Here is a 26,058-nt window from a genome sequence, read left to right as displayed (position 1 = left end):
TCAGACGCCGTTTCGTGTGGCCGGCTGTTAGATCAGTCCCACAGGGGCGCTCAGTCCTGGTACGGAGTCTCCAGCCGGGAGGGCGTCCGCGGGCATGAGGCGCCCCTGTCGACCGGGCGCCGTTCCAGCAGTTCCCTCGCCTCGCGGCGGGCCAGGTTCCAGCCGTTCCAGGGGTCGGGCCCGGCGAGCTCGTTGGCCGCGACCACGTCCCGCAGGACGCAGCTGCGGGCCGGTTCCGGCAGCCTGTCCAGGGCGGGCACGGCCTCCGCGCCGAGGTCGCCCAGGTATTCGAGGTCGACCCGCTCCACGCCCCGTACGGCGATCTGGGTCTCCGCGACCCGCAGGTCGGGGTTCCAGACCGCGAACGCGAGCAGGGAGGCGCTCGTCATGACGACGACGGTCCTGGGCAGCCAGCGCGCGTGCCCGCGCCCGGTGAGCCGGGCCGCGCCCGCGGCGAGGACGAGCGCGAAGACCCCGCCCAGCCACAGCACCGTGGCCGACACCGAGGCCCGCAGACGGGAGAGCCCGTAGGCGTCGGCGTACAGGTCCAGGCGATGCAGCGCGGAGAACAGGATCACCAGGGTCAGCACGCAGAGCACGCCGAGCAGCCCGGCCATCAGCCAGCGGTCGAACCCCTTGAGCTCCAGCGTCCCGGAGGCGACCGCCACGATGGCCAGCACGAAGACGCTGACGACGACGAGCTGGAAGAACCCCGAGCGCGCGTACTCGGCGTAGGTCAGGCCGGTGGCCTCCAGCACCCACCGGGTACTGCCGAACAGCACCGTCAGCTGCATCCCCACGAACGTGGCGAACAGCAGGTTGAGCGCCGTCAGCGGGGTCACCCAGAGGCCGCGGCCGACCGTGACCTTCAGGTCGGGGGCCTTCGGCTCGGCCACGGGCCGCAGCCCGACCAGTACCGAGGAGGCGACCACGACCGCGAAGACGACGAAGAGGAGGATCCGCAGCGGCATCGACTCCGCCCACGCCTGCGCGCTGAACACCCGCTCGACGGCCTCGGCGAAGACCGCGTCCGCCGAGGCGAACAGCGCCCCGAAGACCGCGAGCAGCACGACGGTGAGCCCGCCCCCCAGCAGCACGGGCACCACCCGGCGGCGGGACGCGAGGCCCTTCAGCCTCGCGCCGAGGAACCACGGCACCGGCAGCAGGCCCAGGACCACCGACGCGCCGCCCCTGATCACCCCGAGCCAGCCGCGCCCGGCCCCCGACAGGGCGAGCGCGGCCGTCAGGAACCCGGCCAGCAGGAGGATGCCGACCAGCCAGTCCGCGTCCCTGAACATCACCGTCGCGACCAGCCCGTAGGCGATCGCCCCCATCCCGGCCGACCAGGGGTTGATCCTCCTGCGCGCCGCGGGGATCGCCGCGATCCCCATCGCCGCGGACACCAGCACGATCCCCAGCCCCGCCCTGCTGTACGGCACCGCGACCGCGGCGAGCGCCCCGACGGCGGCCGACACCGGCAGCACCCACCTGGGCGTGTCCGGCAGCTCGGGCCGGGGGAAGATCGGCGGGGCCTCGTACCCGCCGGGAGCACCCGGCCCCTTCCCTCCGCCCGGTGTCTCGTGTTCGCCGGGGATCCCCGGCCCCCTTCCCCCGCCCGGTTCCACCGGACCTCCTCCCGGCCGGGAGACCGCCGGTGAACTCGTCACCCCTTCCCCGTGCGGAGCCGCCGGAGCCGGTACGGTGACGCGCTGCGCGACGGGTCCCTGCGCCGGAGGCCGGTGCGGGAGCTGCTCGGCGACTGCCAGGAAGTCGTCGGTGGGCGTGGTGGCGCCGATGACCGTGCCGACGAACGCGCCGATGGCGAAGACGACGCCTCCGGCGAACCCACCCAGCAGAGGGTCGACGGTCGCGAGGGCGATGCCCACGAGCACGGCGCAAACCAGCCCTCCGACGCCACCGAGGAACACCCCGATGAACGCTCCCGGCCAGTTCCGCATCACGACCGCCTTCTGCCGCGCGCTCCCCTGCCGGTCGAGAACGGGCCTCGGGGGGTACGGCTGCGCGGGAGGCCGTACGGGGGGCGGCGGGTTGGCGGCATCGGGGACGACGGCTCCGTGGCCTGCTCCCGCGCCTGCTCCCGTTCCCGGGCTCGCTCCCGAGTCCGTTTTCGAGTCCGTGCCGGTGTCCGTGCCGGTGGCCGTTTCGGGAGCCGTGCCGGTGTCCGTTCCAGGGGCTGGAGAGCCGGGCACCGGAACGGACGTCGTCACGTCGCGCCCGGAACCTTCCGGGACCTGACCCGGCACCTGCCCCGAAGCCTGCTTCGAGATCTGGCCCGAGACCTCACCGGGAACCATGGCCGTGACCGGGCCGGAAATGCCGGAGACGCCGGAGACGCCGGAGACGCCGGAGACGCCGAGGGTCCTGGGCGCCTCACCGATCTCGCGAGGTCCGGGCGGTGCACCGGCCTCGTACGGGGCGGAGGGCGCGGGAGCCTCACCGGAGGAGGCCTTGTCCGGGGCGACGGCGTCCGCCCCCGAGGGGAGGGAGCCCTTCGCGGCGGGAGACGGGGGGTTCATCTCGATCCTTTCCGGAAGGTCGGCCACGACGTGGCAGCCGACACCGTCGTCGACGTGGACGGAGCCGCCGTGAAGTTCGACGATCTCCTTGGTGATGGCGAGGCCGAGCCCGGCGCCGCCGTCGTCGGCGGCCCGGCCCGCGTCCAGGCGCGAGAAGCGCTCGAACGCCCGCGCCCGGTCCTCGGCCGCGATCCCCGGCCCCTGGTCGCTCACCCGCAGCCGGACGCCCTCTCCCCTGGCCGTGGCCGTCAGCACCACCAGTCCCCCGGCCGGACTGTGCCGTACCGCGTTGTCCAGCAGGTTGGCGAGGACCTGCGCGAGCAGGTCGGGATCGGCGCGCAGGCTCAGCCCCTCGGGGACCTCGCAGCGCGCCACCACGCCCTCCCTGGCCAGTACGGCCTCCCGCAGGGCCTGCTCGCACAGCGGGAGCAGCTCGACGTCCTCGCGCTCGATCAGCCGGGCCCCCGACTCCAGGCGGGACAGGTCGAGCAGTTGCGCGACCAGCCGGCCCAGCCGCTCGGTCTGGGCGAGCGCGGTGCCGAGGGTGACGGGATCGGGGTCCGAGACCCCGTCGACCACGTTCTCCAGCACCGCCCGGAGCGCGGTGATCGGCGTGCGGAGCTCGTGGCTGACGTTGGCCACCAGTTCCCGTCGCTGCCGGTCCACCTCGCCCAGGTCGGCGGCCATCGCGTTGAAGGCGCGGGCGAGCTCGCCGACCTCGTCACGGGAGGACGCGGTGACCCGCAGGCCGTACCGGCCCTTGGCGATGGTCTGCGCGGCGGCGGCCATCTCACGCAGCGGCTTGGTCATCCCCCGCGCGAGCAGCTGCACCATGATCATCGCGAACACCGCGGCCACCGCGACGCGCACGTTGCGCGAGTATCCGGCGTTGATGCCGACCTCGTTGACGACGAACGCCGTCACCACGGCCAGCAGGATCACCAGTCCGAGCTTTATCTTGATCCGGCCCAGGAAGTCGAGAGGTCTCAATGATCGGCGCTTCTCGGTGTTGGAGTGGAAGTGCACATGAGTGTCTGAGTGACGGAGAGGACGATCGGTTCTCGTCCCGACATGAGTGCCGCCGTTTCGCGGGCGTACGGGCACGGCCGCGCCGGAACGTCGCCGTTCACGGCTTGACGAGGGCGTAGCCGACGCCGTGGACGGTACGGACGACGCCGGGGCCGAGCTTGCGACGCAGGGCCCGCACGTGGCTGTCGACCGTGCGGGTGGCCGCGGCCTCGGAGAAGCCCCATATGTCGGCCAGCAGCCGCTCCCGCTCGAAGACCTGGCCGGGACGCTCGGCGAGGCGGCAGAGCAGGTCGAACTCGGTCCTGGTCAGCTGGGCCTCGGTGCCCCGCACGTAGACGCGGCGCTCCGCCGTGTCGATCTCGACGTCGGCGAGGCGGATGACCGTGTCGGTCACGGCCAGCTGGGAGGCCCGCTCGACCCTGCGCAGCAGCGCGTGCACCCGGGCGACCAGCTCGCGCATGCTGAACGGCTTGGCCATGTAGTCGTCGGCCCCGACCCCGAGTCCCACGAGCAGGTCGGTCTCCTCGCCCAGCGCGGTGAGCATGAGCACCGGCACCGGCCTGGCCGCCTGCATCCTCCGGCACACCTCCAGCCCGTCGAGGCCGGGCAGCAGCCGGTCGAGCACCACCACGTCGGGCCCCGTCCTCGCGTAGGCGGCCAGCGCCGCCTGCCCGTCCCCGACGACCTGCACGTCGAAACCCTCGGCGGCCAGCCTGTGGCGTACGGCCCGCGCGATCGTCTCGTCGTCCTCGACCACGAGGACACGTCGTTGCTGAGGGGATGCCATGCCCGGCAGCGTAGACCTGGGCCGTGCAGAAGACCTGTGGCGAATTGTGAAGATTCTGCGCACCCGCTGGTCAGGGCGACCACCGGGCGGGGTCCTCGCGCGTACGAGAACCCCGCCCGGGCCGGAGAGACCGAAACCAGACCAAATCACCCGAAGGCGTTCGTCCCCGCCCTCGCCATCAGGCGAGGATCAGCCGGCGGCCGGTGATCCGGTAGCCGATCCGGGCGAACGAGGCCGCCATGGGCGCGTTGCCCACGTCGGTGTTGTCCTTCACCTCGGGCTCGCCCTCGGCGACGAAGATGTGCAGCGCCTCGGTGACCAGGTCGTCGGCGTAGCCGTGACCCCGGTGGGCCGGGTCGATCCCGAGGTAGCCGATCGTGGCGTTCCTGGAGTTGCGCGTCGCCATCACGATGCCGACGAGCTCCCCCGACGCGTCGCGGGCGAGCCGCCACCGGTGGCGCCCGCCGGGCATGTCCGCGACCTCGGCCAAGGTCTTCCCGGCCGTCGCCCTCGCGCCGCCTTCCGCGAGGTTGCGCCGGTCCCAGTCGTCGAGGCTGCCCTCGGCGACGCGGGCCAGCAGGTTCACCACCACCTCGTCGTCGTCGGCCGGGGCGAAGGTGAGCCGGGCCGGCCTGGGCGGCAGGCCGTACTCGGGGAGCCAGCTCAGGTTGAGCCGCTCGACGGTCCGCCGCAGCCCGGCCTTCTCGGCGGCGGCGATCCGGTCGGAGGCGTCCGCGAACGCGTCGGGGCGCTCGCGCCAGTCGGCGGGCAGGAACAGGTGGTAGTCGGGCCGCGCCCCGGACGGGGTGGCGTACCCGGGCGTGACCAGGGCCGCGTACGCGGCTCGCAGCAGGGCGGCTCCCACCTCGATCCGGTCGGGGCCGGACCCGGGGTCGAGCCAGTCGAGGCTGAAGGGGTGCTCGGAGCCCGGCGGGCCCCAGAAGGCGGCCCTGGCGACGACCTCGTCGCCGCGCAGCGCGACCCAGACCCAGCCGGGCCGGTAGCCGAGCTCGTCGAAGGGCAGGTGGCGGGCGCCGACCCCGGAGGCGGGGAGCGGGCCGTAGCGGTGGAACAGGTGGAACTCGCCCGCTTCGAGCGGGCGGAACCGCACATCGGGCATGGACGGGTCAGACAGGTCGGACGGTTTGGACAGCTTGGACAAGCGAAACTCCAGAAAGCGAATGCGCTTCCCGGGCTCAGGCGGCCTGTCGCCCGAGGCGGGAGCGCGTGACCAGGATGGCGAACATCTGCTCCTCACCTCCTCACACTCGAAGGGACGGTCAGGCTACCGTCGTGCCCGGCGCGCCCTCAACCGGATAAACGGACACGGACACAACACGGACATAGGTGCGAATATAGGCACGGATACGACACGGACGCGGATATGGACACGACGCGGACTCCGGGGCCACGTGACGGCCCCCGTGTCCTGTTCAGGGCGCCACGACTTCCCCGTTCTCTCCCTCCGCGCCTCCGCTCCCCGCGCGGGCGAACCGTTCGCCGGTCGCGCGCAGGTAGTCACGGAACTCGGCCGGCCGGACCACCTCGAAGTCCGCGCCCAGCGCGGCGAGGAGCAGGACCGGCCACTCCATCCCGTCGGCGTTCATCTGCAACCGGCACGACCGTTCGTCGACGGCCTCGACCGTGCCTCCAAGGTACGAGGCGACGCGCTCGACGTCGGCGACCGGCGCCCGTACGACGACCTCGATCCGGTACTGCGCCGGCATCGACGTGATGCTGTCGCGGACGAACGCCCCCGCGTCGCCACCGGGCAGCTCGCGCGGGCGGAAGCGGGCCCCGGTCGGCTCCGCGCCGGTCAGCCGGTCGACGCGGAAGGTCCGCCAGCCGTGGCGTTCGACGTCCCAGGCGACGAGATACCAGCGGCGTCCCAGCGACACGAGCCGGTGCGGCTCGACCAGCCGGGTCGTCCGGTCGCCGTCGCGCGCGGTGTACTCGAACCGCAGCCGCTCGTCGTCCCGGCACGCCTGGGCGATCGCCGTCAGGGCGAGCGAGTCGACCGTGGGCCCCCCGCCGAAGACGGCGGGGACGGTGTAGGCCCGCAGCGCGTCGACCCTCCGCCGCAACCGGGGCGGCATCACCTGGATGACCTTGGTCAGCGCCCGTACCGAGGTCTCCTCGATACCGGCCACGGCACCTCCCGCCGCCGTACGCAGCCCGACGGCGATGGCCACCGCCTCCTCGTCGTCGAGCAGCAGGGGCGGCATGGTCGCACCGGTCTGGAGCTGGTAGCCGCCCGCGACGCCCCGGTTGGCGTCGACCGGGTAACCCAGCTCGCGCAGCCTGTCGACGTCGCGCCGCAGCGTCCGCTCGCTCACGTTCAGCCGGTCGGCGAGCTCACCGCCCGGCCAGTATCGATGGGTCTGCAGCAGGGACAGCAACCGCAGCATCCGCGCACTCGTGTTCGCCATGGATCCAGATTCCCGCTGATTCCGGTCAGAAAGTGGCCTGAATGGATTCTAGCGTGGTTCACATGAACAGCACGATGATCCGCACGAGCGGGCTGACCAGGCACTTCACCGTCAGGAAAGAGACGGTCGAGGCGGTACGCGGCCTCGACCTGCACGTCGCCTCCGGCGAGATGGTGGCACTACTGGGACCGAACGGCGCAGGAAAGTCGACCACCCTGCGGATGCTCACCACACTGCTCCCCCCGACCTCGGGCAGCGCGGAGGTCGCCGGACACGACGTGACGACCGGGCAGCGCGGCGTGCGCGCCCGGATCGGCTACATCGGCCAGGGCAACGGGGCCGCGCACAACCAGCGGGGCCGCGACGAGCTGATCAGCCAGGGCCGCGCGTACGGGCTCGGCGCCCGCGCGTCACGCGACCGGGCGGCCGAGCTGATCGCCTCCCTGGACCTGGAGGGCGTCGCCGACCGGACGGTGTCGTCGCTGTCCGGCGGCCAGCGGCGGCGGCTGGACATCGCGATGGGCCTGATCCACGCCCCCGACCTGTTGTTCCTGGACGAGCCCTCCACCGGCCTCGACCCGCAGAACCGGGCCAACCTCTCGGAGCACATCCGCGCGCTGCGCGCCGAGCACGGCACCACGATCGTCCTGACCACCCACTACCTCGACGAGGCCGACCAGCTGGCCGAGCGGGTCATCGTGATCGACCACGGGCGGATCATCGCCGACGACACCCCGGCGCGGCTCAAGGCCGACCACGCGGGCGACCGCGTCACCCTGTCGTTCGGCGGCGAGCGGGACGCCCGGCGGGCCGTCACCGAGTCGCTGGGCGTCGTGGCGGGCGCGCGGGTCGAGCGGACCGGCGCGCGGGTCGTGATCGAGGTGGCCGGTGGCGTCCAGCTCGCGCCGAAGCTGCTGCGCGGCCTGGACGAGGCGGGCGTCGAGGTGACCGGTGTCGAGGTCACCCGCCCCACCCTCGACGACGTCTTCCTCAACCTGACCGGCCGCAGCCTCCGCGAGGACGGCACCTCCGGCCCCGGGACCGCGGACTCCGGGTCCGGGAACCCCACGACCACGAACGCGAGCACGAAGTCCACGGCCACGAAGCGCGCCGCCGGGTCCGGCGTCGTCACCCCCGAGGAGAGCACGGCATGAGCGGCACCACGATGGTCACCGACACCCTCACAGTCTTCAACCGCGAGCTGCGCCCCGTGCTGCGCGACCCGTTCTCCGTGATCTTCACGATGGTGCAGCCGCTGTTCTTCCTGGCGCTGTTCGCACCCCTGCTCCCGGCCGTGGAGGGCGGGTCCGCGCTGCAGTGGTTCGTCCCCGGCATCGTGGTGATGTCCTGCCTGTTCGGCACCTCCTCCACCGGGGCGAACCTGCTGTTCGAGATCCAGACCGGCTCGCACGAGCGGATGCTCGTCTCCCCGCTGCGCAGGCCCGCCCTGATCGTCGGGCGGGCCCTGAAGGAGATCGTGCCGACGCTCGCCCAGACGGTGGTCGTCGTCGCCGTCACCCTCCCGTTCGGGTTCCGCCCGAACCCGGTGGGAGCCCTCCTCGGCCTGCTGATCCTCGCCGTCTTCTGCGTGGGCCTCGGCGCGCTGTCCTACACGCTGGCGCTGGCGTCCAAGGACAGCGAGTGGATGTTCTGGGGCGTCCAGCAGACGCTGCTCTTCCCGCTGATGCTGCTCGCCGGGATGCTGCTGCCCGTCGACGGCGGCCCCGGCTGGTTGCAGGCCCTCTCGCGGCTCAACCCGCTGACGTACGTCGTGGAGGCCGAGCGCGCCCTGTTCAACGGCGAGATCGTCTCGGCGGCCACCGGCGGCGGCCTGGTCGCGGCCGTGGTCGTGGCCGCGCTGGGCCTGCTCGTCGGCACCCGGGCCATGCGCCGCGCCTGACCTCACCGAAGCGAGCCTGAGCACACCTGACCTCGCCTGACGCGTCACAGGCCGCGCCCCGGCACCCACCGGGGCGCGGCCTCGAAGCGTCATGGGTGAGGAGCCGGGGGATCGCACCCGCCGGGGCGCGGCCTCGAAGCGTCGCGGGTGAGGGGCGGAGGACCACGACCGCCGCGCCGCTGTCAGCCGCTCGCCGCCAGCGACTCCTTCAGCTCCCGCTTGAGGATCTTGCCCAGCGGGTTGCGGGGCAGCGCCTCGACGAGCTCCAGGCGTTCGGGGAGCTTGTACGAGGCGATGCCCTTGTCCCGCAGGTGGTCCACGATCGAGGCGAGGTCCACGGTCCGGCCGGGTTTGGGGACGAGCACGACGCAGACCCGTTCCCCGAGGACCTCGTCGGCGTAGCCGACCACCGCCACCTCGGCCACCGCCGGGTGCCCGGAGACCAGTGCCTCCAGCTCGGCGGGGGCGATGTTCATCCCGCCCCGGATGACCAGGTCCTTGGCCCGGTCGACATAGCGCAGGTACTGTCCCTGGTCCCCGGCGATCTCGAACACGTCGCCGGTCATCAGGTAGCCGTCCCCGTCGAACGGGTCGGCGGCGGCCGTGCCCGGCAGGTAGCCGGAGAAGACGGTCGGCCCCCACAGGTGGAGCTCGCCGGGGACCCCGGCCTCGACGATCTCGTTGCCGAGCGGGTCGACGAGCTTGGTCCTGGTCGCACCGAGGGTGCCGGGCCAGCCGGCGCCCGGGGCGTCGGGCCGGGGGAAGAAGCGGGCCCTGTCCTCGGGGTCGGGCATGCGCACCGGGTCCGAGAGGAGCGCGACGCCCTCGTTGGACCCGAAGAAGTTGATGATCGCGATGCCGTACCGGTCCTGCCAGCCCTTGACCATCGGCGGGGGCAGCGGCGCCGAGCCCGAGCCGATCCGGGTCAGCGTGGTGAGGTCGGTCCTGGCGAGGATCGCCTCCTGCTGGAGCAGCATCGTCAGCAGCGCGGGCGGGGCCAGGGTGTAGGTGACGCCCTCGGCCGCGATCTGCCCGAGGTAGGTCGGCAGGTCGAACGGGTGGTGCTGGACGAGCACCGCGCCGGTCTTCAGCCAGGGCAGGAAGACCCCGCCGATCCCCGCCATGTTGACCATGGGGAAGGGGTTGAGGATGACGTCGTCCGCGGTGAGGCCGGGAGCCTCGGCACAGGTGGACGCGACCGCGAGCCAGTCGTAGTGACACCTCGGCACCCCTTTGGGAGTGGCCTCGGTGCCGGAGGTCCAGCAGATCGTGACGAGGTCGGCGGGGTGCGCCTCGTACAGGACCCCTTCCAGGGACGGGGAGGCGGTCGCGGTGTCGAGGTCGGCGCCCCAGGTGAGGGACGGGATGCTCGTAGGCACGCGGGCGGCGGCGGTCGTCGAGGTGACGAAGACCGTGACCTCGGCGAGGGCACAAAGCTGGTTCAGCTCGTACTCGCGGTACTGCACGGGAAACGGCGTGAGCACCGCGCCCACCCTGACCACGGCGAGGAAGGTGACCGCGAGCTCCACGCTGTTGGGCAGCTGGACGGCGACCACGTCCCCGGGACCGACGCCCCGGCCGCGCAACACCCCCGCCACCCGGTCGACCTCGGCGTCCAGCTCGGACCAGGTGAGCCTCTTGACCTCACCGGGCAGCAGGTCGGCCTTGTTGGACGGGTCGGCGATCGCGAGAGCGCCGGGACGGGCGCTCACCTGGGCACGCAACAGCTGGTCGATCGTGTCTCCGGTCCACCAGCCACCGGCGGTGTGATGGTCGATCCGCTCTTGCGTGTGCAGGCGCTTCATCGCGGCTCCAGAGGCGTCGTGAGGATGGTCGCGACACTACGAAAACAGAAGCTAGGGGTCAATGGATGAGGCGGAATCATTGTTCATTGGTTCATGTGCCACTAAGTGACTATGTTGCTGTCCGCGACGGGATAAGCGAACGGGGTGAGCGGGATCGACACTCGAGTGCTGGCAGGCCGTTACCGGCTTCTGAACCCTCTCGCCGAGGGTGGGGCCGGCACGGTCTGGCTCGCCACCGACGAGACGCTCGGCCGTGACGTGGCGGTGAAGGAGGTGCGGCTCCCGCCCGACCTCGACCCCGTCAAGCGGCAGGAGGTCTTCGCCTCGGCGATCCGGGAGGCGAACCTCGCCGCCCGGCTCAAACACCCCTCGATCGTGACCGTCCACGACGTGGTCGTCGACCAGGACCGGCCCTGGCTCGTCATGGAGCTGCTGTCGGGCACGTCCCTGGAGCAGACCGTCCGCGACCGCAGCCCGCTGCCCGCGCACCAGGCGGCCAGGATCGGCGTGGGCATCCTCGGCGCGCTCGGCGCCGCCCACTCCGCCGGGGTGGTCCACCGCGACGTCAAGCCGGGCAACGTCTTCCTCACCAGGACCGGCAAGGCCGTCCTCACCGACTTCGGCTTCGCGGTCGCCGAGGGCGAGGCCACCTCGGGCCGGACCGGCCACCTGGTCGGCTCGCCCAACTACATCGCGCCCGAACGGCTGCGCGGCGAACGCGGCGGCCCCGCCTCCGACCTGTGGTCCCTCGGCGCCACGCTCTACTTCGCCGTCGAGGGGGTGCCGCCGCACCCGGCGGAGAGCCCCATCGCGGCGATCGGCAAGGTGCTCACCGAGCCGCCGAGGCCGCCGGAGCGCGCGGGCGAGCTGGGCCCGCTGCTGACGCGCATGCTCGACCCGGTCCCCGGGGCCCGGCCGTCCTTCGAGGCCGCCGCCCGCGCGCTGGGAGAGCTCGCCGCCGGTCGTACGGTCAACGAGACACAGACCGCGCCGTCCGTCACCCCGCCGTCACCCGCGCCCGTCTCCGTCTCCGGACGGCCCGCACCGCCCCGCCCGAGCCGCACGGCGGTGTGGGCCGCCGTCGAGACGGCCGGGATCGCGGTGGTCGTCGCGGTCACCTTCGGGGTGACGTTCCTGCTGACCTCGGACCCCACGTCCGCCGAGAAGCGGGTCAGGCTCAGCGAGAGTCCCGGCGCCTTCGCCACGCCGGTGGACGTGTGCGAGCTCGTCCCCGGCCCCATGGCCAGGCAGCTGCTGCCCGCGCTGGCGGGAGAGGGCAAGCCGACCAACGACGGCGGCTGCCAGTGGCCGGCCAGGGGCATGGGGCTGGAGGTGCGCCTGTCCGGCGCCGACCAGTGGGGCAAGAGCCCGCGGCAGGCCCACGAGCTGTTCGTGAACCGGCGCCAGGGCGTCATACCGAGCGGGGAGAACGCCTGGAGCTGGCCGGAGATCCAGGCCGGCGTCCGCTCCTCCCGCTCCACGGCGCCGACCGCGGTGAAACCCGTCGGGGACGAGGCGTTCGGCTACGACGTCTACGAGAACCGCAAGACAGGCAGGCTGGAGCAGAGCTACGTGGTCGTGCGCGTGGACAACCTCGTCCTCGACGTCGGTTACACCGTGGTGGACGGCAGCAAGGACGGCCCGGCGATCCAGGCCGGCGCCCACACCACCGCGACGTGGATCGCCAACGCGTTGAACAACCAGAAAGCGAACGGATGAACCATCCAGACGTCCCTCGATCGCAGGGCAGGCACGCGGGCGGCCCCACCGCCCCTCCCGCGCCGGGCCCCGGGATCGCCGGAGCCGAGGGCCCGCCGATGCTTGAGCAGAGCTCCCTGGAACAGGTGATCGCCCGGTTCGGGCCGATGTCCCCGCAGCAGGCCGCGGTGGTCGGGGTGGCCGTGCTGGACCAGCTCGTGGCGATGCACCGGCAGGGCATGCTGCACGGCGACGTGCGGCCGAGTTCGGTGCTGCTCGGCCCGTACGACCAGATCGTCCTCGCCTCGCCCTCCCTGCCCTCGTCGCTCTTCACCTCTCCCGAGGGGGTGACCAGCCCGGCCGCCGACCTGTGGTCGCTCGGCGCGACCCTCTACACCGCCGTCGAGGGCCGGCCGCCGTCGCCCGGCGGCTCCCTGGACAACGCGGGCCCGATCGCGCCCGTCCTGTTCCACCTGCTCGCGGGCGACCCCGCCCAGCGGCCCGACCCGGGCGTCCTGCGCGGCGCCCTGATCGAGGTCTCCCAGTACCGTCCCGAACCTCCGGCCGCGCCGCCCCCCTCGGGTACGTTCCCGCCGCCTCCGGGGGGCTCGCTCCCCCAGGGTCCGGGAACCTTCGACCCGGGAGCGTCCGCCCCCTCCGTCCCCTTCCCGCCGGCCGCTCCCTTTCCTCCAACCATTCCCTTTTCCCCCGCCCCCGGGACCACGGCGGCCTTCGGGCAGGCCCCCCTCCAGGGGGCCGGTGTGCCCGGGACGCCGGGACCGCACACCGCGGCAGGACCGGGGGTGACCGGGCCGAACACGGCCGCCGGACCCCAGGGTCGTGACACGATCCCGCCGCTCGGGAGTCCCGGACCTTTCGGAACCCCGGGAGCTCCCGGAACCGCTGGAGGCTCCGAAGGGCAGGATGACGGCGGGGGCGCCCCGGCCTCCGAGGGTCCCGTGACCGCGCCCTTCAGGAAGACCCTGGCCGACCAGATGTCCGACATCACGGCGAGACTTCCCCAGCAGGACATCCCCGTCCCGCCGCAGGGCGTGCTTTCCTCCTCCCCGGGCATGCCGATCGTCTGGCAGGCCCCGCCCCCGGTCCCGCCGCAGCAGGACGCCCCTCATCAGGGCCCGGCCCACCCCGGCTTCCCCCAGCAGGGACCGTCTCAGCAAGGACCGTCTCAGCAAGGATCGCCTCCCCAGGGACCGCCTTCACAGGGACCGCCTCAGCAGGGACCGCCCCGGCAGGCGACCCCCCCGGGGGGAGCGTCCCCCTCGGGCGCGCCCTTCCCTCCCGGCCCCATCCCGCCCGGCCCTATCCCTCCCGGTCTCGTCCCGCCCGGCCCGAAGCCGCAGGACGTCCCCGTCTCCGCCCCCGCCTCGGGCGAGCCGGCCCTCCTGCCCGTCCCGGCCCCGGGGAACGCGTCCGCCGGGTCTCCGGCGCGGGCGGCGGGGGTGCTCGTACCCAAGCCGGTCGTGGCGCTGACCGGTGTGCTGCTCTTCGGCATGGCGGTCACCATCGGCGTCCTGCTCACCTCGGTGGTCGCGAACTCGGACGACGGCCTCTCCACCGCCGAGCCCTCCGGCGCCAAGGGCCGCTTCGCCACGGCCCCCCGGGCCTGCAGCCTGCTCGACGACAAGCAGGTGAACGAGGTCGTACCGGGCTTCAGGAGCTCGGAGGTGGAGCGCTCCGCGTGCGACTGGCTCAACCAGCACGACTGGCGCAAGCCCAACGTCGAGAAGTACGACCTGCGGGTCCGGTTGATCGCCCAGAAGCAGGACGGATCGGAGGTCGCGAGGGCCAGGGAGTATCTCGCGGGCAAGAAGAAGGACCTCGTCGACAAGGGCCAGTTCGCCACCCCCAGGCCCGCGCCTCCCAAGGACCTGCGGGGCGTCGGCGAGGAGGCGTTCACCGCCGGCGCGCACAACCCCATCAACCTGTACGGGGGCTCCTACAAGGCGACCGTGGTCTTCCGGGTCAGCAACCTGATCGCCGAGGTCGAGTACGAGCGGGGCGGGGTCAAGGAGGACCCCGACGGCAAGATCTCCGAGGGCGCGCTGAAGGTGGCCCGCTGGCTCACCGAGTCCCTGAAGACCGATGACTGATCGGGTGGCCGGCCCGCTGCCCGTGCTGGCGGGCCGCTACCGGGCGACCGCGAAGCTCGGGGCGGGAGGGATGGGCGTGGTGTGGCGGGCTCGCGACGAGCTGCTCCACCGCGAAGTGGCGATCAAGGAGGTCAGGCTCGACCCGAACCTGCCCGAGGCGCGGCGCGCCGAGGCGCGGGAGCGCACCCTGCGCGAGGCGCGCGCCGCGGCCCGGCTGGGGCACCCGTCCATCGTGGCCGTGCACGACGTCGTGGCGCAGGACGGCCGCCCGTGGATCGTGATGGACCTGGTCGACGGCCATTCGCTGGAACAGGCGGTCCAGGACGAGGGACCGCTGCCGCCGCGGCGGGTGGCCGTGATCGGCCTGGCCGTGCTGGACGCGCTGGCCCTCGCGCACAGCCGGGGCATCGTGCACCGCGACGTGAAACCGGCCAACATCATGCTCGCCAGGAACGGCGGGGTGCTGCTGACCGACTTCGGCATCGCCACCCTGGAGGGGGACGTCCAGCTCACCTCCCCGGACGCGCTGGTCGGCTCCCCCGCGTACATGGCCCCCGAACGGCTGCGTGGCACCGGCGACGGCCCGGCCACCGACCTGTGGGCCCTGGGGGCGACCCTGTACACGGCCGTCGAGGGCCGCAGCCCCTTCCGTCGCGACACCTCGGCCGCGACCATCGGCGCGATCCTCACCCAGGAGGCTCCGCCGCCCCGCCGGGCGGGGGATCTGGGTCCGGTGCTCGTCGCGGCGCTGGCCAAGGACCCCCGGCAGCGCCCGGGAGAGGCCGGGCTTCGCGCCGCCCTGCGGCAGATCTCCCAGGGCCTGCCCCCGGGACCGCTCTTCCAGCTCTCTCCCGCCCCGCCCGCTCCGTCCCTCTCCTCGCAGGAGACCGTGCCCGGGAGGCGGGCTGCCCCGAGCCGCCGTACCGGCCTGATCGCCGGGGTCGCGCTGGCCGCGGTGGCGATCCTGGCGACCGGGGCGGTGCTGCTGACGACGACCGCGGACGATCCCGAGGCGCCGCCCCGGCCCTCGCCGTCGGCGGCCGGTGCCGGGCGGTTCGCCGGCGTGCCCGACGCCTGCTCGCTGCTGTCCGGCGCCCAGAGCCGGGCCGTGGCGCCCGGCTCGACCCCGAAGTCCGCGCCGAGCACGATGAAACTGCAGGAGGGGGAGTCCTACTGCGGCTGGGGCGACCCGACAGAGGTGCGCTGGTTACAGCTCTCGCTGACCCACAAGGCGCCCGTGAGGGCGAAGGCCGCCCCGGAGGTGGCCCGCGAGTTCTTCGCCTCCGAACGCGCCAAGATCGTCGCCGACGAGGGAGAGGGTCTCCTGGGCGCGACCGGCGCCCTGCGGAACGTCACCCGGCTGGGCGCGGAGGCCTTCACCTACGACGTGATCGCGCTGGACCAGGTCCACTCCACAGTCCGTTTCCGGATCAGCAACCTGATGGTCGAGGTCGACGTGTCGCGGAAGGGCGAGCGGCCGGACGCCGCGCTGCGCGGGCAGGCCCTCCGCGTCGCCCGCCAGGTCGCGGAGAAGCTGAACAGCCGTGACTGAGCACCCCCACCCCGCACCCGGCGCCGCCACCGCCCTCGCACGACCGGCACCGTTCGACACCGCCGCCACCGCCACCGCGCTCGCACGACCGGCACGGCTCCGCACCGCCATCACCACCCCCGGACGGCCCGCATGACCGATCCGAACCTGCTGGCCGGGCGCTACCGGCTGCTGGAGCGCCGCGACCGGGCCGGGACCACCTGGCGTGCCCGCGACGAGCTGCTCCAGCGCGACGTCACGATCACCGGGATACCACTCCCGCCGCCCGGCCCGCACCGCGACCGGCTTCTCGGCCAGATCCGCGCCACGGCCGACTTCAGGCACCCGAACGTCATCACCCTGCACGACGTCGTCTCCCTCCCCGACCGGGTGTGGCTGATCCTGGAGTCGGTCGAGGGCCGCTCGGTGCTGCAGACCGTCCGGGCCGGGGGACCGCTCACCTCCGAGCGGGCGGCCGAGGTCGGGCTGCACGTGCTGGACGCGCAGACCGCCGCCCACGGGCGGGGCGTCCATCTCCTGGCCGGTCCGGAGAGCGTGCTTCTCACCCCGGACGGCAGGGTCGTGGTCACCGGCTTCGCCATCTTCGACGCCACCGACGAGCTGCGCGACCTGGGCGCCGTCCTGTTCACCGCCGTCGAGGGACAGGCACCGGGCCCCGGGCCGCACACCGGCCCGCATACCGGTTCGTACGCCGGACCGCGCACCGGACCGGACACCGGATCGCGCCCGGCGGACGGCACCGGCCCGGCCCTGGAGAACACCGGCGGCCACGGACTCACCGGAGGCACCGGCGGTCACGGTCCCGCCGGGGGCGCCGGCGCGGCGGACTCCGGCCCGCTGGCGCCGCTGCTGGAGGGCCTGCTCGCGGCCGACCCCGCCCACCGCCCGGACGCCACCACGACCCGCATGGTCCTGCTGGGGCTCACCTCCCGCCCCGCGAGGCCCCGTCCCAGCCCCCTGCTCCTCGTGGCCGCCGCGCTCGTCCTCCTGGTCGCCGGAGGTACGGCGTTCTGGTTCTGGTCCCGCCCCGCGGCCCAGCAGAGCGCGGCCCCGGCCCCGCTGCCCACCTTCTTCGCGAAGTCCCCGGACCCGTGTTCCCTGATCTCGGGGGAACAGGCCGACCGCCTCTACCTCGCGACCTCCCCGGCGAAGGAGAAGACGTCGTGCGTCTGGTCCGCGGCGGACCCGAAGGCACCGGACAGCCTCAAGAACACGCTGGAGATCACCCTCGTCCGCGAGCCGAAGGCGGAGCTCGCCCACGCGACCTACCTCCGCCTCCGCGCAAGGGACGCGAAGGACACGCGGATCGTGAGCGCTCCGGCCGACATGCCCGGCCTCGCCGACGAGGCCTACGTCTACCAGCTCAGCAACGGCCATTCGAGCGTCAACTCGGTGATCGTCCTGCGGGCGGGGAACATCGTGACGGCCCTGCAGTATCACCGGTTCACCGTCCCGGACACCGGCGGCAAGGGACGCGCCGGGGCGCTCCAGGCGGCCCGCTGGGTGGTCGACTCGCTACGCGGCCGGAAATGAGACCCCCCTGGAAGCCGTCGTCCCCCGGGAAGCCCTGACCGCCGTCACCCGGGAACTCCGGGCCACCGTCAGCCGGGTAGGACGAAACGGACCTCGCGCCGCCGGAGCGGCCGGCCGCACGCCCTGCACAGCAGAACCGGCTGGAAGGCGGCGCCGCAGAGCGCGTGGGTGATCGACAGGGCCGAGCCCTCGGGGGCGGGAAGTTCGCGCTGGGCCCAGTCGACCAGGAAGGCGAAGACCTCGAAGAAGGCCAGCCCCTTGTCGGTGAGCCGGTACGAGCCGTCGGGCCGGGCGTCGAAGACGCGCAGCTCGACGAAGCGGCGCAGCCGGTCGGTGAGCACCGAGGGAGCGATGCCGAGCCCCGACTGGAAGTCGACGAAGCGCCGGATGCCCAGGAACGCCCCGGCCAGGACGCTGGTGCTCCACCGGTCGCCCAGGATCTCCATCGACGCCGGGCAGTAGCCGATCAGGTCGGGCGAGGCGTCGGAGCGGACCGTGCGCCGGTGCCGCCTCGGCGGGCCGATCCTGGAGAACGTGGCCAGCGGGCCGGGCTCGGTCCGGGTGTCGCGGGCGCTCATCGGCTCCAGGCAGGAACCGCACCCGAGGTGCGGCTTGGCGTCCTCGCCGCACTGCTCGTGCAGCAGCGGCGGGAGCCGCCCCGGGGCGACCCAGTCGCGCTCCCAGGCCTGGATGGCCACCAGCAGGGCCCACAGCTGGAGCCCGCGCTCCGTCAGCCGGTACTCGTAGCGGGTGCGGCCGTTGCGGTACGCCGACAGCTCGAAGATGCCGTGCTCGACCAGTTCCCTGAGCCTGGCGGCGAGGACCGACTCGGAGATGCCCAGCGCGTCGCGCCAGCCGGCGAAGGTCCTGATCCGCAGCAGGAACGCCCGCTGCAGGATCAGCAGCACCCACCGGTCCCCCAGGATCGCCAGTGCCTGCCCGATCGCACTGAGCTCGGTTCGCGCCGGCTCCCGCCCAGTGCCGTTCACAGACTGTCCTCCCGATGGTCGCGTGGTCGCGTGGTCGTGCTCGTCTCCGGCGGGCGGGATCGTGCCCGTTTTCAACGAACACGGCCGTGTTCGTCGGCATCAAGCATGATCATGCCCGTTTCCGGCGGGCACGATCGTCCCGCTCCCGGCGAAACCGCCAAACTACCAACCCGGCGCCGCACGGACAGCCCGGCGCCCCTCCCGGCCACGCCACCTGCGGAGAACGGGCGTTGACGGGCTGACTTCTTCTATCATAGCGTCAAGGACATGGCGGAACCTGTGGTGGTCATGGACGAGTCCGGCGAGCCGAATCCGTACCTGCTCGGCGTCTACGCGCCGGTCCAGGACGAGATCACGGCCGAGAACCTCAAGGTCATCGGCGAGATCCCGAAGGATCTCAACGGCGTCTACCTGCGCAACGGGCCCAACGCGCGGTTCCCGATGAAGGGGCGCTACCACTGGTTCGACGGCGACGGCATGGTGCACGCGATGCACTTCGAGAACGGCAGGGCCCGTTACCGCAACCGCTACGTCAGGACCAGGGCGTTCGAGGCCGAGTCGGCGGCCGGGCGGTCGCTGTGGACCGGCGTGATGGAGAACCCGAAGGGCAACCCGTTCGGCAACACCCGCGGGCTCGGCCTCAAGGACTCCGCCAACACCGACGTGGTCTTCCACCGCGGCCAGGTCCTCACCACGTGGTACCTGTGCGGCTCCCCGTACGGCATGGACCCCCTCAGCCTGGAGACGCTCGGCGTCGAGACCTTCCTCGACACGCTTACCGGCGACTTCATGGCCCATCCCAAGGTCGACGAGCGGACCGGGGAGCTGTTCTGGTTCGACTACGGGCCCCGCAGGCCGTACCTGCGCTACGGGGTGGTCGGCGCGGGCGGGCGGGTCGAGCACAGCGTGGAGCTGGAGCTGCCGGGGGCGCGGCTGCCGCACGACATGGCGATCACCGAGAACCACGCGATCCTGATGGACCTGCCGCTCTACCAGGACATGGACGCCGCCGGGCAGGGCCGCTACAAGCTGACGTTCGACCGGGAGCTGCCCTCGCGCTTCGGCGTCATCCCCCGGCGCGGGCAGGCGCACGAGATCCGCTGGTTCGACGCGAAACCCTGCTACATCTACCACGTCGTCAACTCCTGGGAGGAGGACGGGGAGATCGTCCTGGACGTCTGCAGGGTGGGCCGGCCCGCGCCCGCCGGGAGCGGCAGCCCGCTGGCCCGCATGATCTCCTACCTCAAGCTCGACGCGCGGATGTACCGCTACCGCTTCGACCTGCGCACCGGCCGCACGTCGGAGGGGTTCGTAGACGAGGACCACAACACCGAGTTCCCCTCGGTGGACGCCCGGCTGACGGGCCTGCGGTCTCGCTACGCCTACAACGTGTCGGTCAAGGACGCCGCGACCAACCTCTTCGACGGCCTGGTCCGCTACGACAACGTGACGGGCGGCAAGGAGACGTACTACTACGGCGAGCACCGCTACGGCAGCGAGGCCCCGTTCGCGCCGCGCGACGGCGCGACGGACGAGGAGGACGGCTACCTCGTCAGCTTCGTCACCGACGAGCGCGAGGGCACCTCCGAGGTGCAGGTCCTGCACGCGGCGAACCTCGCCGCCGGGCCGGTCGCCCGGATCGTCCTGCCCCAGCGGGTGCCGCTCGGCTTCCACGCCACCTGGGTACGCGCGGACCAGCTGAAGAGCGCGACCGCACCAGGACCGACCGCGTGAGAACCAGCCGCGTGAGGACCGACCGCGTGAGAACCAGCCGCGCGAGGACCGACCGCGTGAGGACCGCGCACGACCCCCGACAGGAGCAGGACGTATGACGACATACATCTACGAGACGGTCAGGACTCCCCGGGGCAAGGCCAGGCCCGGCGGAGGGCTCGCGGACGTGACGCCGCTCACCATGCTGGAGAGGCTCCTGGACGCACTGCGCGAGCGGACCGGCGTCGAGCGGGCGGACGACATGATCGTCGGCTGCGCCTCGCAGAACGCCGACCAGGGCGGCAACCTGGCCAGGACCGCGGCGCTGACCGCGGGCTTCGACACGCCGGGCATGACCGTCAACCGCTACTGCACCTCGGGCATCGACGCGGTCCGCACGGCCTTCGCGCTCGTGGAGTCCGGGCAGAGCCGCGTCGTGGTCGCCGGAGGGGTCGAGTCGGTCTCCCGGGTGCCGATGTTCTCCGACGGCGGGCCGCTGTGGGCCGACCCCGCGGTGGTGGACAGGGTCGGGTCGATCCACATGGGCATCGCGGCGGACCTGGTCGCGACGGTCGAGGGCTTCGAACGCGAGGAGCTCGACGCGTACGGCCTGCGCACCCAGACCCTGGCCGCCGAGGCGTGGGCCGCCGGGCGCTACGAGCGCTCGCTGGTACCGGTCGGCGACCTGCGGCACGACGAGCACGTGCGGCCGGGCGTGACCCTGGAGGCGCTCGCCGCGATGGGACCCGCCTTCGCCGGTCAGGACGACCAGGACGCCATCGTCCGCAGGCACCGCCCCGAGGTCGGCGAGCTGCGCCACCTGCACACCCGGGGTACCTCCCCCAGCCTGTGCGACGCGGCGGGCCTGCTCCTGGTCGGCTCCGAACCGGCCGGCGCGGAGCTCGGCCTGCGGCCCAGGGCCAGGATCGTGGGCACCGCGACCGCCTCCGTCGACCCGGTCACCATGCTCACCGCGGGCCAGCTCGCGGTCGAGCGGGTCGTCGCCGGGGCCGGGCTCACCCCCGACGACGTCGAGGTGTACGAGTTCGCCGAGGCGTTCGCCGCGCTGTGCCTGAAGTTCCAGCGGGACCTGAAGGTCGGCGAGGACCGCTTCAACGTCAACGGCGGCACCATCGCGATGGGTCACGCCTTCGGCGCCACCGGGGCCATCCTCATCGCCGCCTGCGCCGACGAGCTCGAACGCCGCGGGGCCCGGTACGGCGTCGCCGCGGTCAGCGGGGCCGCGGGCAGCGGTTCGGCCGTGCTGCTGGAGCGTGTCGCGTGAAACTGGGCGTCTCCCTGGGACTCTGGCAGGACCGGCCCGCCGAGGAGGCCCTGCTGACCGCGAGAGCCGCCGACGAGCTGGGTTACGACGAGCTGTGGGTGGGCGAGATGGCCACCTACGACGCCTTCGCGCTCGCCACCGCGGCCGGGCTGGCCACCGGCCGGATCGGGCTCACCGTCGGGCCGCTCGCGGTGGCCGTCCGGGACCCCATGATGATCGCGATGGGGGTGGCGTCGGTGGCCTCCCTGGTCGGGCGGCCGGTGAACGTGGCGGTCGGCACGTCGAGCCCGCTGGTCGTCGAGGAGTGGCACGGCAGGTCACGGGCGCGCTCGGCCACCGTGCTGCGGGAGGCGGTACGGGCGCTCAGGCCGCTGCTCGATGGCGAAAAATCCGATTTTTCAGGTGAATGTGTGAAGAGTCGCGGCTATCGGCTCCGGCTCCCGGCGCCCCGCGCCGAGCTGACCGTGGCCGCCTTCGGTGCCTCCGCCGTACGGACCGCCGCGACGGCCGACCGGATGGTGCTCAACCTGATCACCCCCGCCTCCGCCGCCCGCCTCACCGCCGACCTCCGCACGGCGGCCCTGGCGATACCGGCACCGAAGGCGGCACCGGCGCCGGATGCGGCACAGGAACAGGCACAGGCTCCGAGGGTGGCGGCCTGGGTGACGGCCGCGATCGACCCGGGGCGCGAGGCGGTCGACCGGATCCGGCGCGCCGTCGTGGGCTATCTCGCCGCGCCCGGGTACGGCGAGATGTTCGTCGAGGCCGGGTTCGGGGACGTGGTCGCGTTCGCCAGGACCCGCCCGCACCCCCGCGAGCTGCTGGCCGCCGTCCCCGACGGCCTGCTGGAGTCGGTCGCCCTGCTCGGCGACGTGGCCACGGCCCGCGAGCGCCTGCGCGCGTACGCCGACGCGGGCGTGGACGAGGTGGCGCTGGTCCCGGTCAGCACGGACGCCGACCCCGGCGGCGTGGCGACGCTCAAGGCACTGGCCGGATAGCAAAAATCACGATATATCTCGGTTGGAACCACGCCGGTAGGTCCACACGTTGGACCGGCGACGCACAATGAACTACAGACGGGGCGCCCGCCCCGCGTTCGGAGGATGTTGAGGATGTCGCCCGTCCAGAAGTACGCGATCGGCGCCGGAGCAGTGGTGTTCCTGTCGTGGCTGTTCCTGCCGAGTTTCGTGACGCTGCTGATCTTCCTGGGCGTCATCGCCGCCCCGGTCGTCGGCTACCTGATGCTCGACCCCTCACAGCGCGAGCGCCTCAAGCGCTCGCGTCGCCGGGGTCTCGGCCGCTGAGGCGGCACGCGACCGCCACGACCCGGCCCGGCCACGCGGAACCCGCGTCTCCGGGCCGAACCGGGTTGAACCGGGCCGGGCCAGGCCGGGCCGCTCAGGCGGCGGCGGTCGCGAGCTCCGACTCCACCCGGCGGGTGACCCTGCGCTCGAACACGAACGAGAGCAGCGGCACGGTGCCCGCGAGCATCACCCCCAGGATGTACGACCACGTCCAGCGCGCCTTCATGCCCAGGTTCATCGTGGCCACGAGATAGAGCATGTAGAGGAAGCCATGGATCGGAGAGACGATCTTCGATGGCCCCTCGATGCCGAAGCCGTACCTGAGCACGATGCAGGTGACCAGGACGAGCAGCATCACGCCGACGATGTAGGCCAGGATGCGAAAGGGCTTGAGAGCGGATTCCACGGTCGGTTACCTCGGTCTTGGGGTTCGGTTCACGGGGCGGTACGGGCTGGTAGGGCGGGGGTCTCCGGCTCGGCCTCCGGACCTGCCCCGGAATCGGGGACGGCGTCGGGGTCGACGCCTGAAGCGCCTGAAGCGCCTGGAGAAGTGCCGGCGTCGCGCTTCCGGGTGCCGCCGCGCAGCGCGTCGCGGACGAAATGCCACCACATGAAGACCGCGAACAGCCCGAAGATCCACCACTGGGCGGCGTAGGCGAGGTTGCGCCAGGTGAGCCCGCCCGGCTCGGTCGGCGGGGGAACGCTCACCGGCCTGGCCGCGGCCTCGGGAGCCGGTGACTGGGTGGCGGCCACCACGAACCCGTCGCGCAGCCTCGTCCCCCGCCAGACGTTGATCAGTTCGGCCGACGAGACGGTCAGCACCTGTCCCGGCGGCAGCTGCCGCGTCCGGCGCTGCACGCTGTCGGTGGCCTCCGAGGGCTGCAGGCGCCCGCTGACGGTCACCCTGCCCCCGACCGGGGCCGTGACGGCGGGGTCCCCCGCCGTGGCCACCCAGCCGCGTACGACCGGGATGGAGGTGCCGTCGCCGAGGTCGAGCGGCGCGAGCAGCCACAGGCCCCCGTCACGCTCGGCCACCAGGAGCTGCTTCGAGGCGTCGAAGGTGCCCTCGGCGGTCACCCGGCGGCTGGCCTTGTCGGTCGTCAGGTGCTTCCCGGGCTCGGTGAGGGTGGCGACCGCCACGGGGGCGGGGTCGAGCAGCGACTGCGGCCTGCCCGACTCCTCGAAGACGCCGAGCTGCCACCTGCCCAGCAGCCCGCACACGACGAGGGCTCCGACCGCGAGCAGGTGAAGCGCCACCACGCGGGCGGAGAACAGGATGCGGAGCATGACACCACGCTATCCGCCCCTGCGGGCGGTCCCGTCCCCAGCACCCGCCCTTGGCCCGGCGCCGGACATCCTTCTCGTGAAAGTGGACAAATCAGTGTTGGAGGGTATGCCGTATCGCTAAAGTCATCCCCATGTCTGATCCTCAGCCGATTGACCCCGCGGGCAACACCCAGGCGTTCCGTGCGTTCGCCCAGCGCAAGGACCCGGAGGCCGCTCCCGAGAAGCGGTCGCTCGCCCTGCCGATCACGGCGGCGGTGGTGGTCGCGGTGCTGGTCGTCGTCGCCGTGGCCGCGTACCTGCTGCTCTAACGACCCGAGGGTCCACAGCGCCGAAGGCATCGCCCTCGGCGCTTTTCGTGTTTCCGAAGCCCGGAAGACCCGAAGCCCGGAAGGCCCGAAGCCCGGCCGCTCCCGGAGGCGGCAAGGACACCGACCGGTCGGTCCGGAACGCTCCGTCACGAAGCGAGGATGGACGCCCCCCTCCCCGCTCATTACATTGGACCAATAATCCAATAGAAACGAATACGATGACGCTCTCATCGCCACGGCCGGGACCGACGCGAAGCCCGCGCCACGCGGGAGACACCGGCGGCGGGGAGCGAGGAGGCCCGATGAGCACGCACCCCGGGATCACGATCATCGGCTCCGGCTTCGCCGGGCTGGGCATGGCGATCAAGCTCAAGGAAGCCGGCTACCACGACTTCGTCATCCTGGAGAAGGCCGGCGACCTGGGCGGGACCTGGCGCGACAACACCTACCCCGGCTGCGCCTCCGACGTCCCCTCGCACCTGTACTCCTTCTCGTACGAGCTCAACCCCGGCTGGTCGCGGATGTTCTCCCCTCAGGCCGAGATCCAGGACTACCTGCGGGCCTGCGTCGGGAAGTACGGCCTCGCCCCCCACCTGCGCTTCGGCGCGGAGGTCGTGGGGCTGGAGTACGACGACGCGGCGCGCGCCTGGCGGGTGGAGGTCGCCGGGGGCGAGATCCTCACCACCAACGCCGTGGTCTCGGGCACCGGCGCGCTGCACGTGCCGTCGCTGCCCGCGATCCCCGGCCGCGAGAGCTTCGGGGGCCCGTCCTTCCACTCGGCCGAGTGGGACCACTCGGTGGACCTCACCGGCAAGCGGGTCGCGGTCATCGGCACCGGCGCGTCGGCGGTCCAGTTCGTCCCGAGGATCGCCGGACAGGTCTCCCGCCTTCACCTCTTCCAGCGCACGCCTCCCTGGATCCATCCCAGGCCCGACTTCCCCTTCTCCTCCCGGGCGAGGCGGCTCCTCGGCCTGCCCGGCGCCACCCGCGCGCTGCGCAACGCGATCTACTGGGCGCTGGAGGGTCGCGCGCTGGGCTTCGTCGTCGACCCGCGCCTGATGGGGGCCCACCGGAAGGCGGCCCTGCGCCACCTGGCAGCCCAGGTCCCCGACCCGGTGCTGCGCGCCAAGCTCACCCCGGACTACACGATCGGCTGCAAGCGCGTCCTGATCTCCAGCGACTACTACCCGGCACTGGGCAGGGACAACGTCGAGGTGATCACCGACGGAGTGCGCGAGATCAGGGAGAGCTCGATCGTCGACTCCACCGGCAGGGAGACCGAGATCGACGTGCTCGTCTACGGCACCGGCTTCAGGACCACCTCCGCGCTGAACGAGCGGCGGATCGTCGGCAGGAACGGCAGGAGGATCCAGGACGCCTGGCAGGACGGCGTACGGGCCTACTACGGCATCACCGTCGCCGGGTTCCCGAACCTGTTCCTCCTGCTCGGCCCGAACACCGGCCTGGGCCACAACTCGGTCGTCTTCATGATCGAATCCCAGGTCCGGTACGTCCTCGACTGCCTGCGCCTGCTGTCCAGGACGAGGGCGAGGGCCCTGGACGTCCGCCCCGAGGCGCAGCGCGCCCACAACGACCGCCTCCAGAGCCGCCTGAACCGCCGCGTCTGGAACACCGGCGGCTGCGGCAGCTGGTACCTCGACGAGCACGGCGCCAACAGGACCCTCTGGCCGGGCTTCACCTTCGAGTACTGGGCACGCACCCGCACGCCGAACCGCGCGGCCTACGAGCTGATCCCCTGACAGCCCCCGCCGGCGCCCCGGCGGCGCGATC

General features: G+C 72.7%; 21 protein-coding genes. 13 read left to right on the top strand and 8 right to left on the bottom strand.

The window, feature by feature from the left end; genetic code table 11:
• Positions 1-50 precede the first annotated feature (50 nt).
• The 4 genes from ACFYWM_RS31335 to ACFYWM_RS31320 all read right to left on the bottom strand — a co-directional run bounded on the left by ACFYWM_RS31335 (position 51) and on the right by ACFYWM_RS31320 (position 6,782).
• On the bottom strand, positions 51-3,527 hold the full coding sequence (locus tag ACFYWM_RS31335; RefSeq protein WP_389920933.1) for a DUF4153 domain-containing protein: 3,477 nt from the start codon (positions 3,525-3,527) through the stop codon (positions 51-53).
• 136 nt (positions 3,528-3,663) lie between these two features.
• Complete coding sequence (locus tag ACFYWM_RS31330) at positions 3,664-4,353, bottom strand: response regulator transcription factor (protein ID WP_389920930.1); 690 nt, start codon at positions 4,351-4,353, stop codon at positions 3,664-3,666.
• 178 nt (positions 4,354-4,531) lie between these two features.
• Positions 4,532-5,515 (bottom strand): GNAT family N-acetyltransferase, encoded by a 984-nt coding sequence (locus tag ACFYWM_RS31325; protein WP_389920927.1) that lies wholly within the window; start codon positions 5,513-5,515, stop codon positions 4,532-4,534.
• A gap of 271 nt (positions 5,516-5,786) precedes the next feature.
• The gene (locus ACFYWM_RS31320) at positions 5,787-6,782 is read right to left on the bottom strand and encodes a helix-turn-helix transcriptional regulator (protein WP_389920924.1); all 996 of its coding nucleotides are present in this window, start codon (positions 6,780-6,782) and stop codon (positions 5,787-5,789) included.
• 74 nt (positions 6,783-6,856) lie between these two features.
• Here ACFYWM_RS31320 and ACFYWM_RS31315 point away from each other — a divergent pair, with 74 nt between their 5' ends.
• Complete coding sequence (locus ACFYWM_RS31315) at positions 6,857-7,936, top strand: ATP-binding cassette domain-containing protein (RefSeq protein WP_389921091.1); 1,080 nt, start codon at positions 6,857-6,859, stop codon at positions 7,934-7,936.
• Complete coding sequence (locus ACFYWM_RS31310) at positions 7,933-8,682, top strand: ABC transporter permease (RefSeq protein ID WP_389920922.1); 750 nt, start codon at positions 7,933-7,935, stop codon at positions 8,680-8,682. Before ACFYWM_RS31315 ends, ACFYWM_RS31310 begins: the two co-directional genes overlap by 4 nt.
• Before the next feature lie 182 nt (positions 8,683-8,864).
• Here the strand turns inward: ACFYWM_RS31310 and ACFYWM_RS31305 are convergent, their stop codons facing one another.
• Complete coding sequence (locus ACFYWM_RS31305) at positions 8,865-10,487, bottom strand: class I adenylate-forming enzyme family protein (protein ID WP_389920919.1); 1,623 nt, start codon at positions 10,485-10,487, stop codon at positions 8,865-8,867.
• 144 nt (positions 10,488-10,631) lie between these two features.
• Here ACFYWM_RS31305 and ACFYWM_RS31300 point away from each other — a divergent pair, with 144 nt between their 5' ends.
• The 5 genes from ACFYWM_RS31300 (at position 10,632) to ACFYWM_RS31280 (ending at position 17,381) form a co-directional block, all read left to right on the top strand.
• Positions 10,632-12,206: a protein kinase gene (locus ACFYWM_RS31300; RefSeq protein ID WP_389920917.1), complete on the top strand. Its 1,575-nt coding sequence runs from the start codon at positions 10,632-10,634 to the stop codon at positions 12,204-12,206.
• Positions 12,207-12,304: 98 nt separating this feature from the next.
• Positions 12,305-14,296: a hypothetical protein gene (locus ACFYWM_RS31295; RefSeq protein ID WP_389920914.1), complete on the top strand. Its 1,992-nt coding sequence runs from the start codon at positions 12,305-12,307 to the stop codon at positions 14,294-14,296.
• Positions 14,289-15,848: a serine/threonine-protein kinase gene (locus tag ACFYWM_RS31290; protein ID WP_389920912.1), complete on the top strand. Its 1,560-nt coding sequence runs from the start codon at positions 14,289-14,291 to the stop codon at positions 15,846-15,848. The genes ACFYWM_RS31295 and ACFYWM_RS31290 overlap by 8 nt, the downstream gene beginning before the upstream one ends.
• Positions 15,841-15,984 carry a hypothetical protein gene (locus ACFYWM_RS31285; protein WP_389920910.1) on the top strand — a complete coding sequence of 48 codons (144 nt, stop codon included), beginning with the start codon at positions 15,841-15,843 and terminating at the stop codon, positions 15,982-15,984. The genes ACFYWM_RS31290 and ACFYWM_RS31285 overlap by 8 nt, the downstream gene beginning before the upstream one ends.
• Complete coding sequence (locus ACFYWM_RS31280; protein WP_389920907.1) at positions 15,981-17,381, top strand: hypothetical protein; 1,401 nt, start codon at positions 15,981-15,983, stop codon at positions 17,379-17,381. Before ACFYWM_RS31285 ends, ACFYWM_RS31280 begins: the two co-directional genes overlap by 4 nt.
• Positions 17,382-17,449: 68 nt before the next feature.
• Here the strand turns inward: ACFYWM_RS31280 and ACFYWM_RS31275 are convergent, their stop codons facing one another.
• Positions 17,450-18,370: a winged helix-turn-helix transcriptional regulator gene (locus ACFYWM_RS31275; protein ID WP_389920904.1), complete on the bottom strand. Its 921-nt coding sequence runs from the start codon at positions 18,368-18,370 to the stop codon at positions 17,450-17,452.
• 267 nt (positions 18,371-18,637) lie between these two features.
• Between ACFYWM_RS31275 and ACFYWM_RS31270 the strand changes: the two genes are divergently transcribed.
• From ACFYWM_RS31270 to ACFYWM_RS31255, 4 genes are all read left to right on the top strand, one after another.
• Complete coding sequence (locus ACFYWM_RS31270) at positions 18,638-20,104, top strand: carotenoid oxygenase family protein (RefSeq protein ID WP_389920901.1); 1,467 nt, start codon at positions 18,638-18,640, stop codon at positions 20,102-20,104.
• A gap of 94 nt (positions 20,105-20,198) precedes the next feature.
• Positions 20,199-21,368, top strand: coding sequence for an acetyl-CoA C-acyltransferase (locus tag ACFYWM_RS31265; RefSeq protein ID WP_389920899.1), 1,170 nt, complete (start codon positions 20,199-20,201; stop codon positions 21,366-21,368).
• On the top strand, positions 21,365-22,366 hold the full coding sequence (locus ACFYWM_RS31260) for an LLM class F420-dependent oxidoreductase (protein ID WP_389920896.1): 1,002 nt from the start codon (positions 21,365-21,367) through the stop codon (positions 22,364-22,366). The genes ACFYWM_RS31265 and ACFYWM_RS31260 overlap by 4 nt, the downstream gene beginning before the upstream one ends.
• 114 nt (positions 22,367-22,480) lie before the next feature.
• A complete protein-coding gene (locus tag ACFYWM_RS31255) occupies positions 22,481-22,672 on the top strand; it encodes a hypothetical protein (RefSeq protein WP_389920893.1) in 192 nt (63 codons plus the stop codon).
• Between the two features lie 94 nt (positions 22,673-22,766).
• On the opposite strand, the gene ACFYWM_RS31250 is transcribed toward ACFYWM_RS31255, so the two are convergent.
• Both ACFYWM_RS31250 and ACFYWM_RS31245 read right to left on the bottom strand, forming a co-directional pair.
• Positions 22,767-23,078 (bottom strand): DUF3817 domain-containing protein, encoded by a 312-nt coding sequence (locus ACFYWM_RS31250; RefSeq protein ID WP_389920890.1) that lies wholly within the window; start codon positions 23,076-23,078, stop codon positions 22,767-22,769.
• A gap of 29 nt (positions 23,079-23,107) precedes the next feature.
• Positions 23,108-23,959, bottom strand: coding sequence for an SURF1 family cytochrome oxidase biogenesis protein (locus tag ACFYWM_RS31245; RefSeq protein ID WP_389920887.1), 852 nt, complete (start codon positions 23,957-23,959; stop codon positions 23,108-23,110).
• 131 nt (positions 23,960-24,090) lie between these two features.
• On the opposite strand from ACFYWM_RS31245, the gene ACFYWM_RS31240 reads away from it, so the two are divergent.
• Together ACFYWM_RS31240 and ACFYWM_RS31235 are read left to right on the top strand one after the other, a co-directional pair.
• Positions 24,091-24,267 (top strand): hypothetical protein, encoded by a 177-nt coding sequence (locus ACFYWM_RS31240; protein ID WP_350971244.1) that lies wholly within the window; start codon positions 24,091-24,093, stop codon positions 24,265-24,267.
• Positions 24,268-24,569: 302 nt separating this feature from the next.
• Positions 24,570-26,027, top strand: a complete 1,458-nt coding sequence (locus tag ACFYWM_RS31235) for a flavin-containing monooxygenase (RefSeq protein ID WP_389920883.1) — start codon at positions 24,570-24,572, stop codon at positions 26,025-26,027.
• The last annotated feature ends 31 nt before the right edge of the window (positions 26,028-26,058 follow it).

The organism is Streptosporangium sp. NPDC002721, assembly GCF_042888905.1.
Taxonomy (GTDB): domain Bacteria; phylum Actinomycetota; class Actinomycetes; order Streptosporangiales; family Streptosporangiaceae; genus Streptosporangium.
The sequence above is the reverse complement of the archived record's forward strand: the minus strand, read 5'-3'. Positions and strand labels throughout refer to the sequence as shown.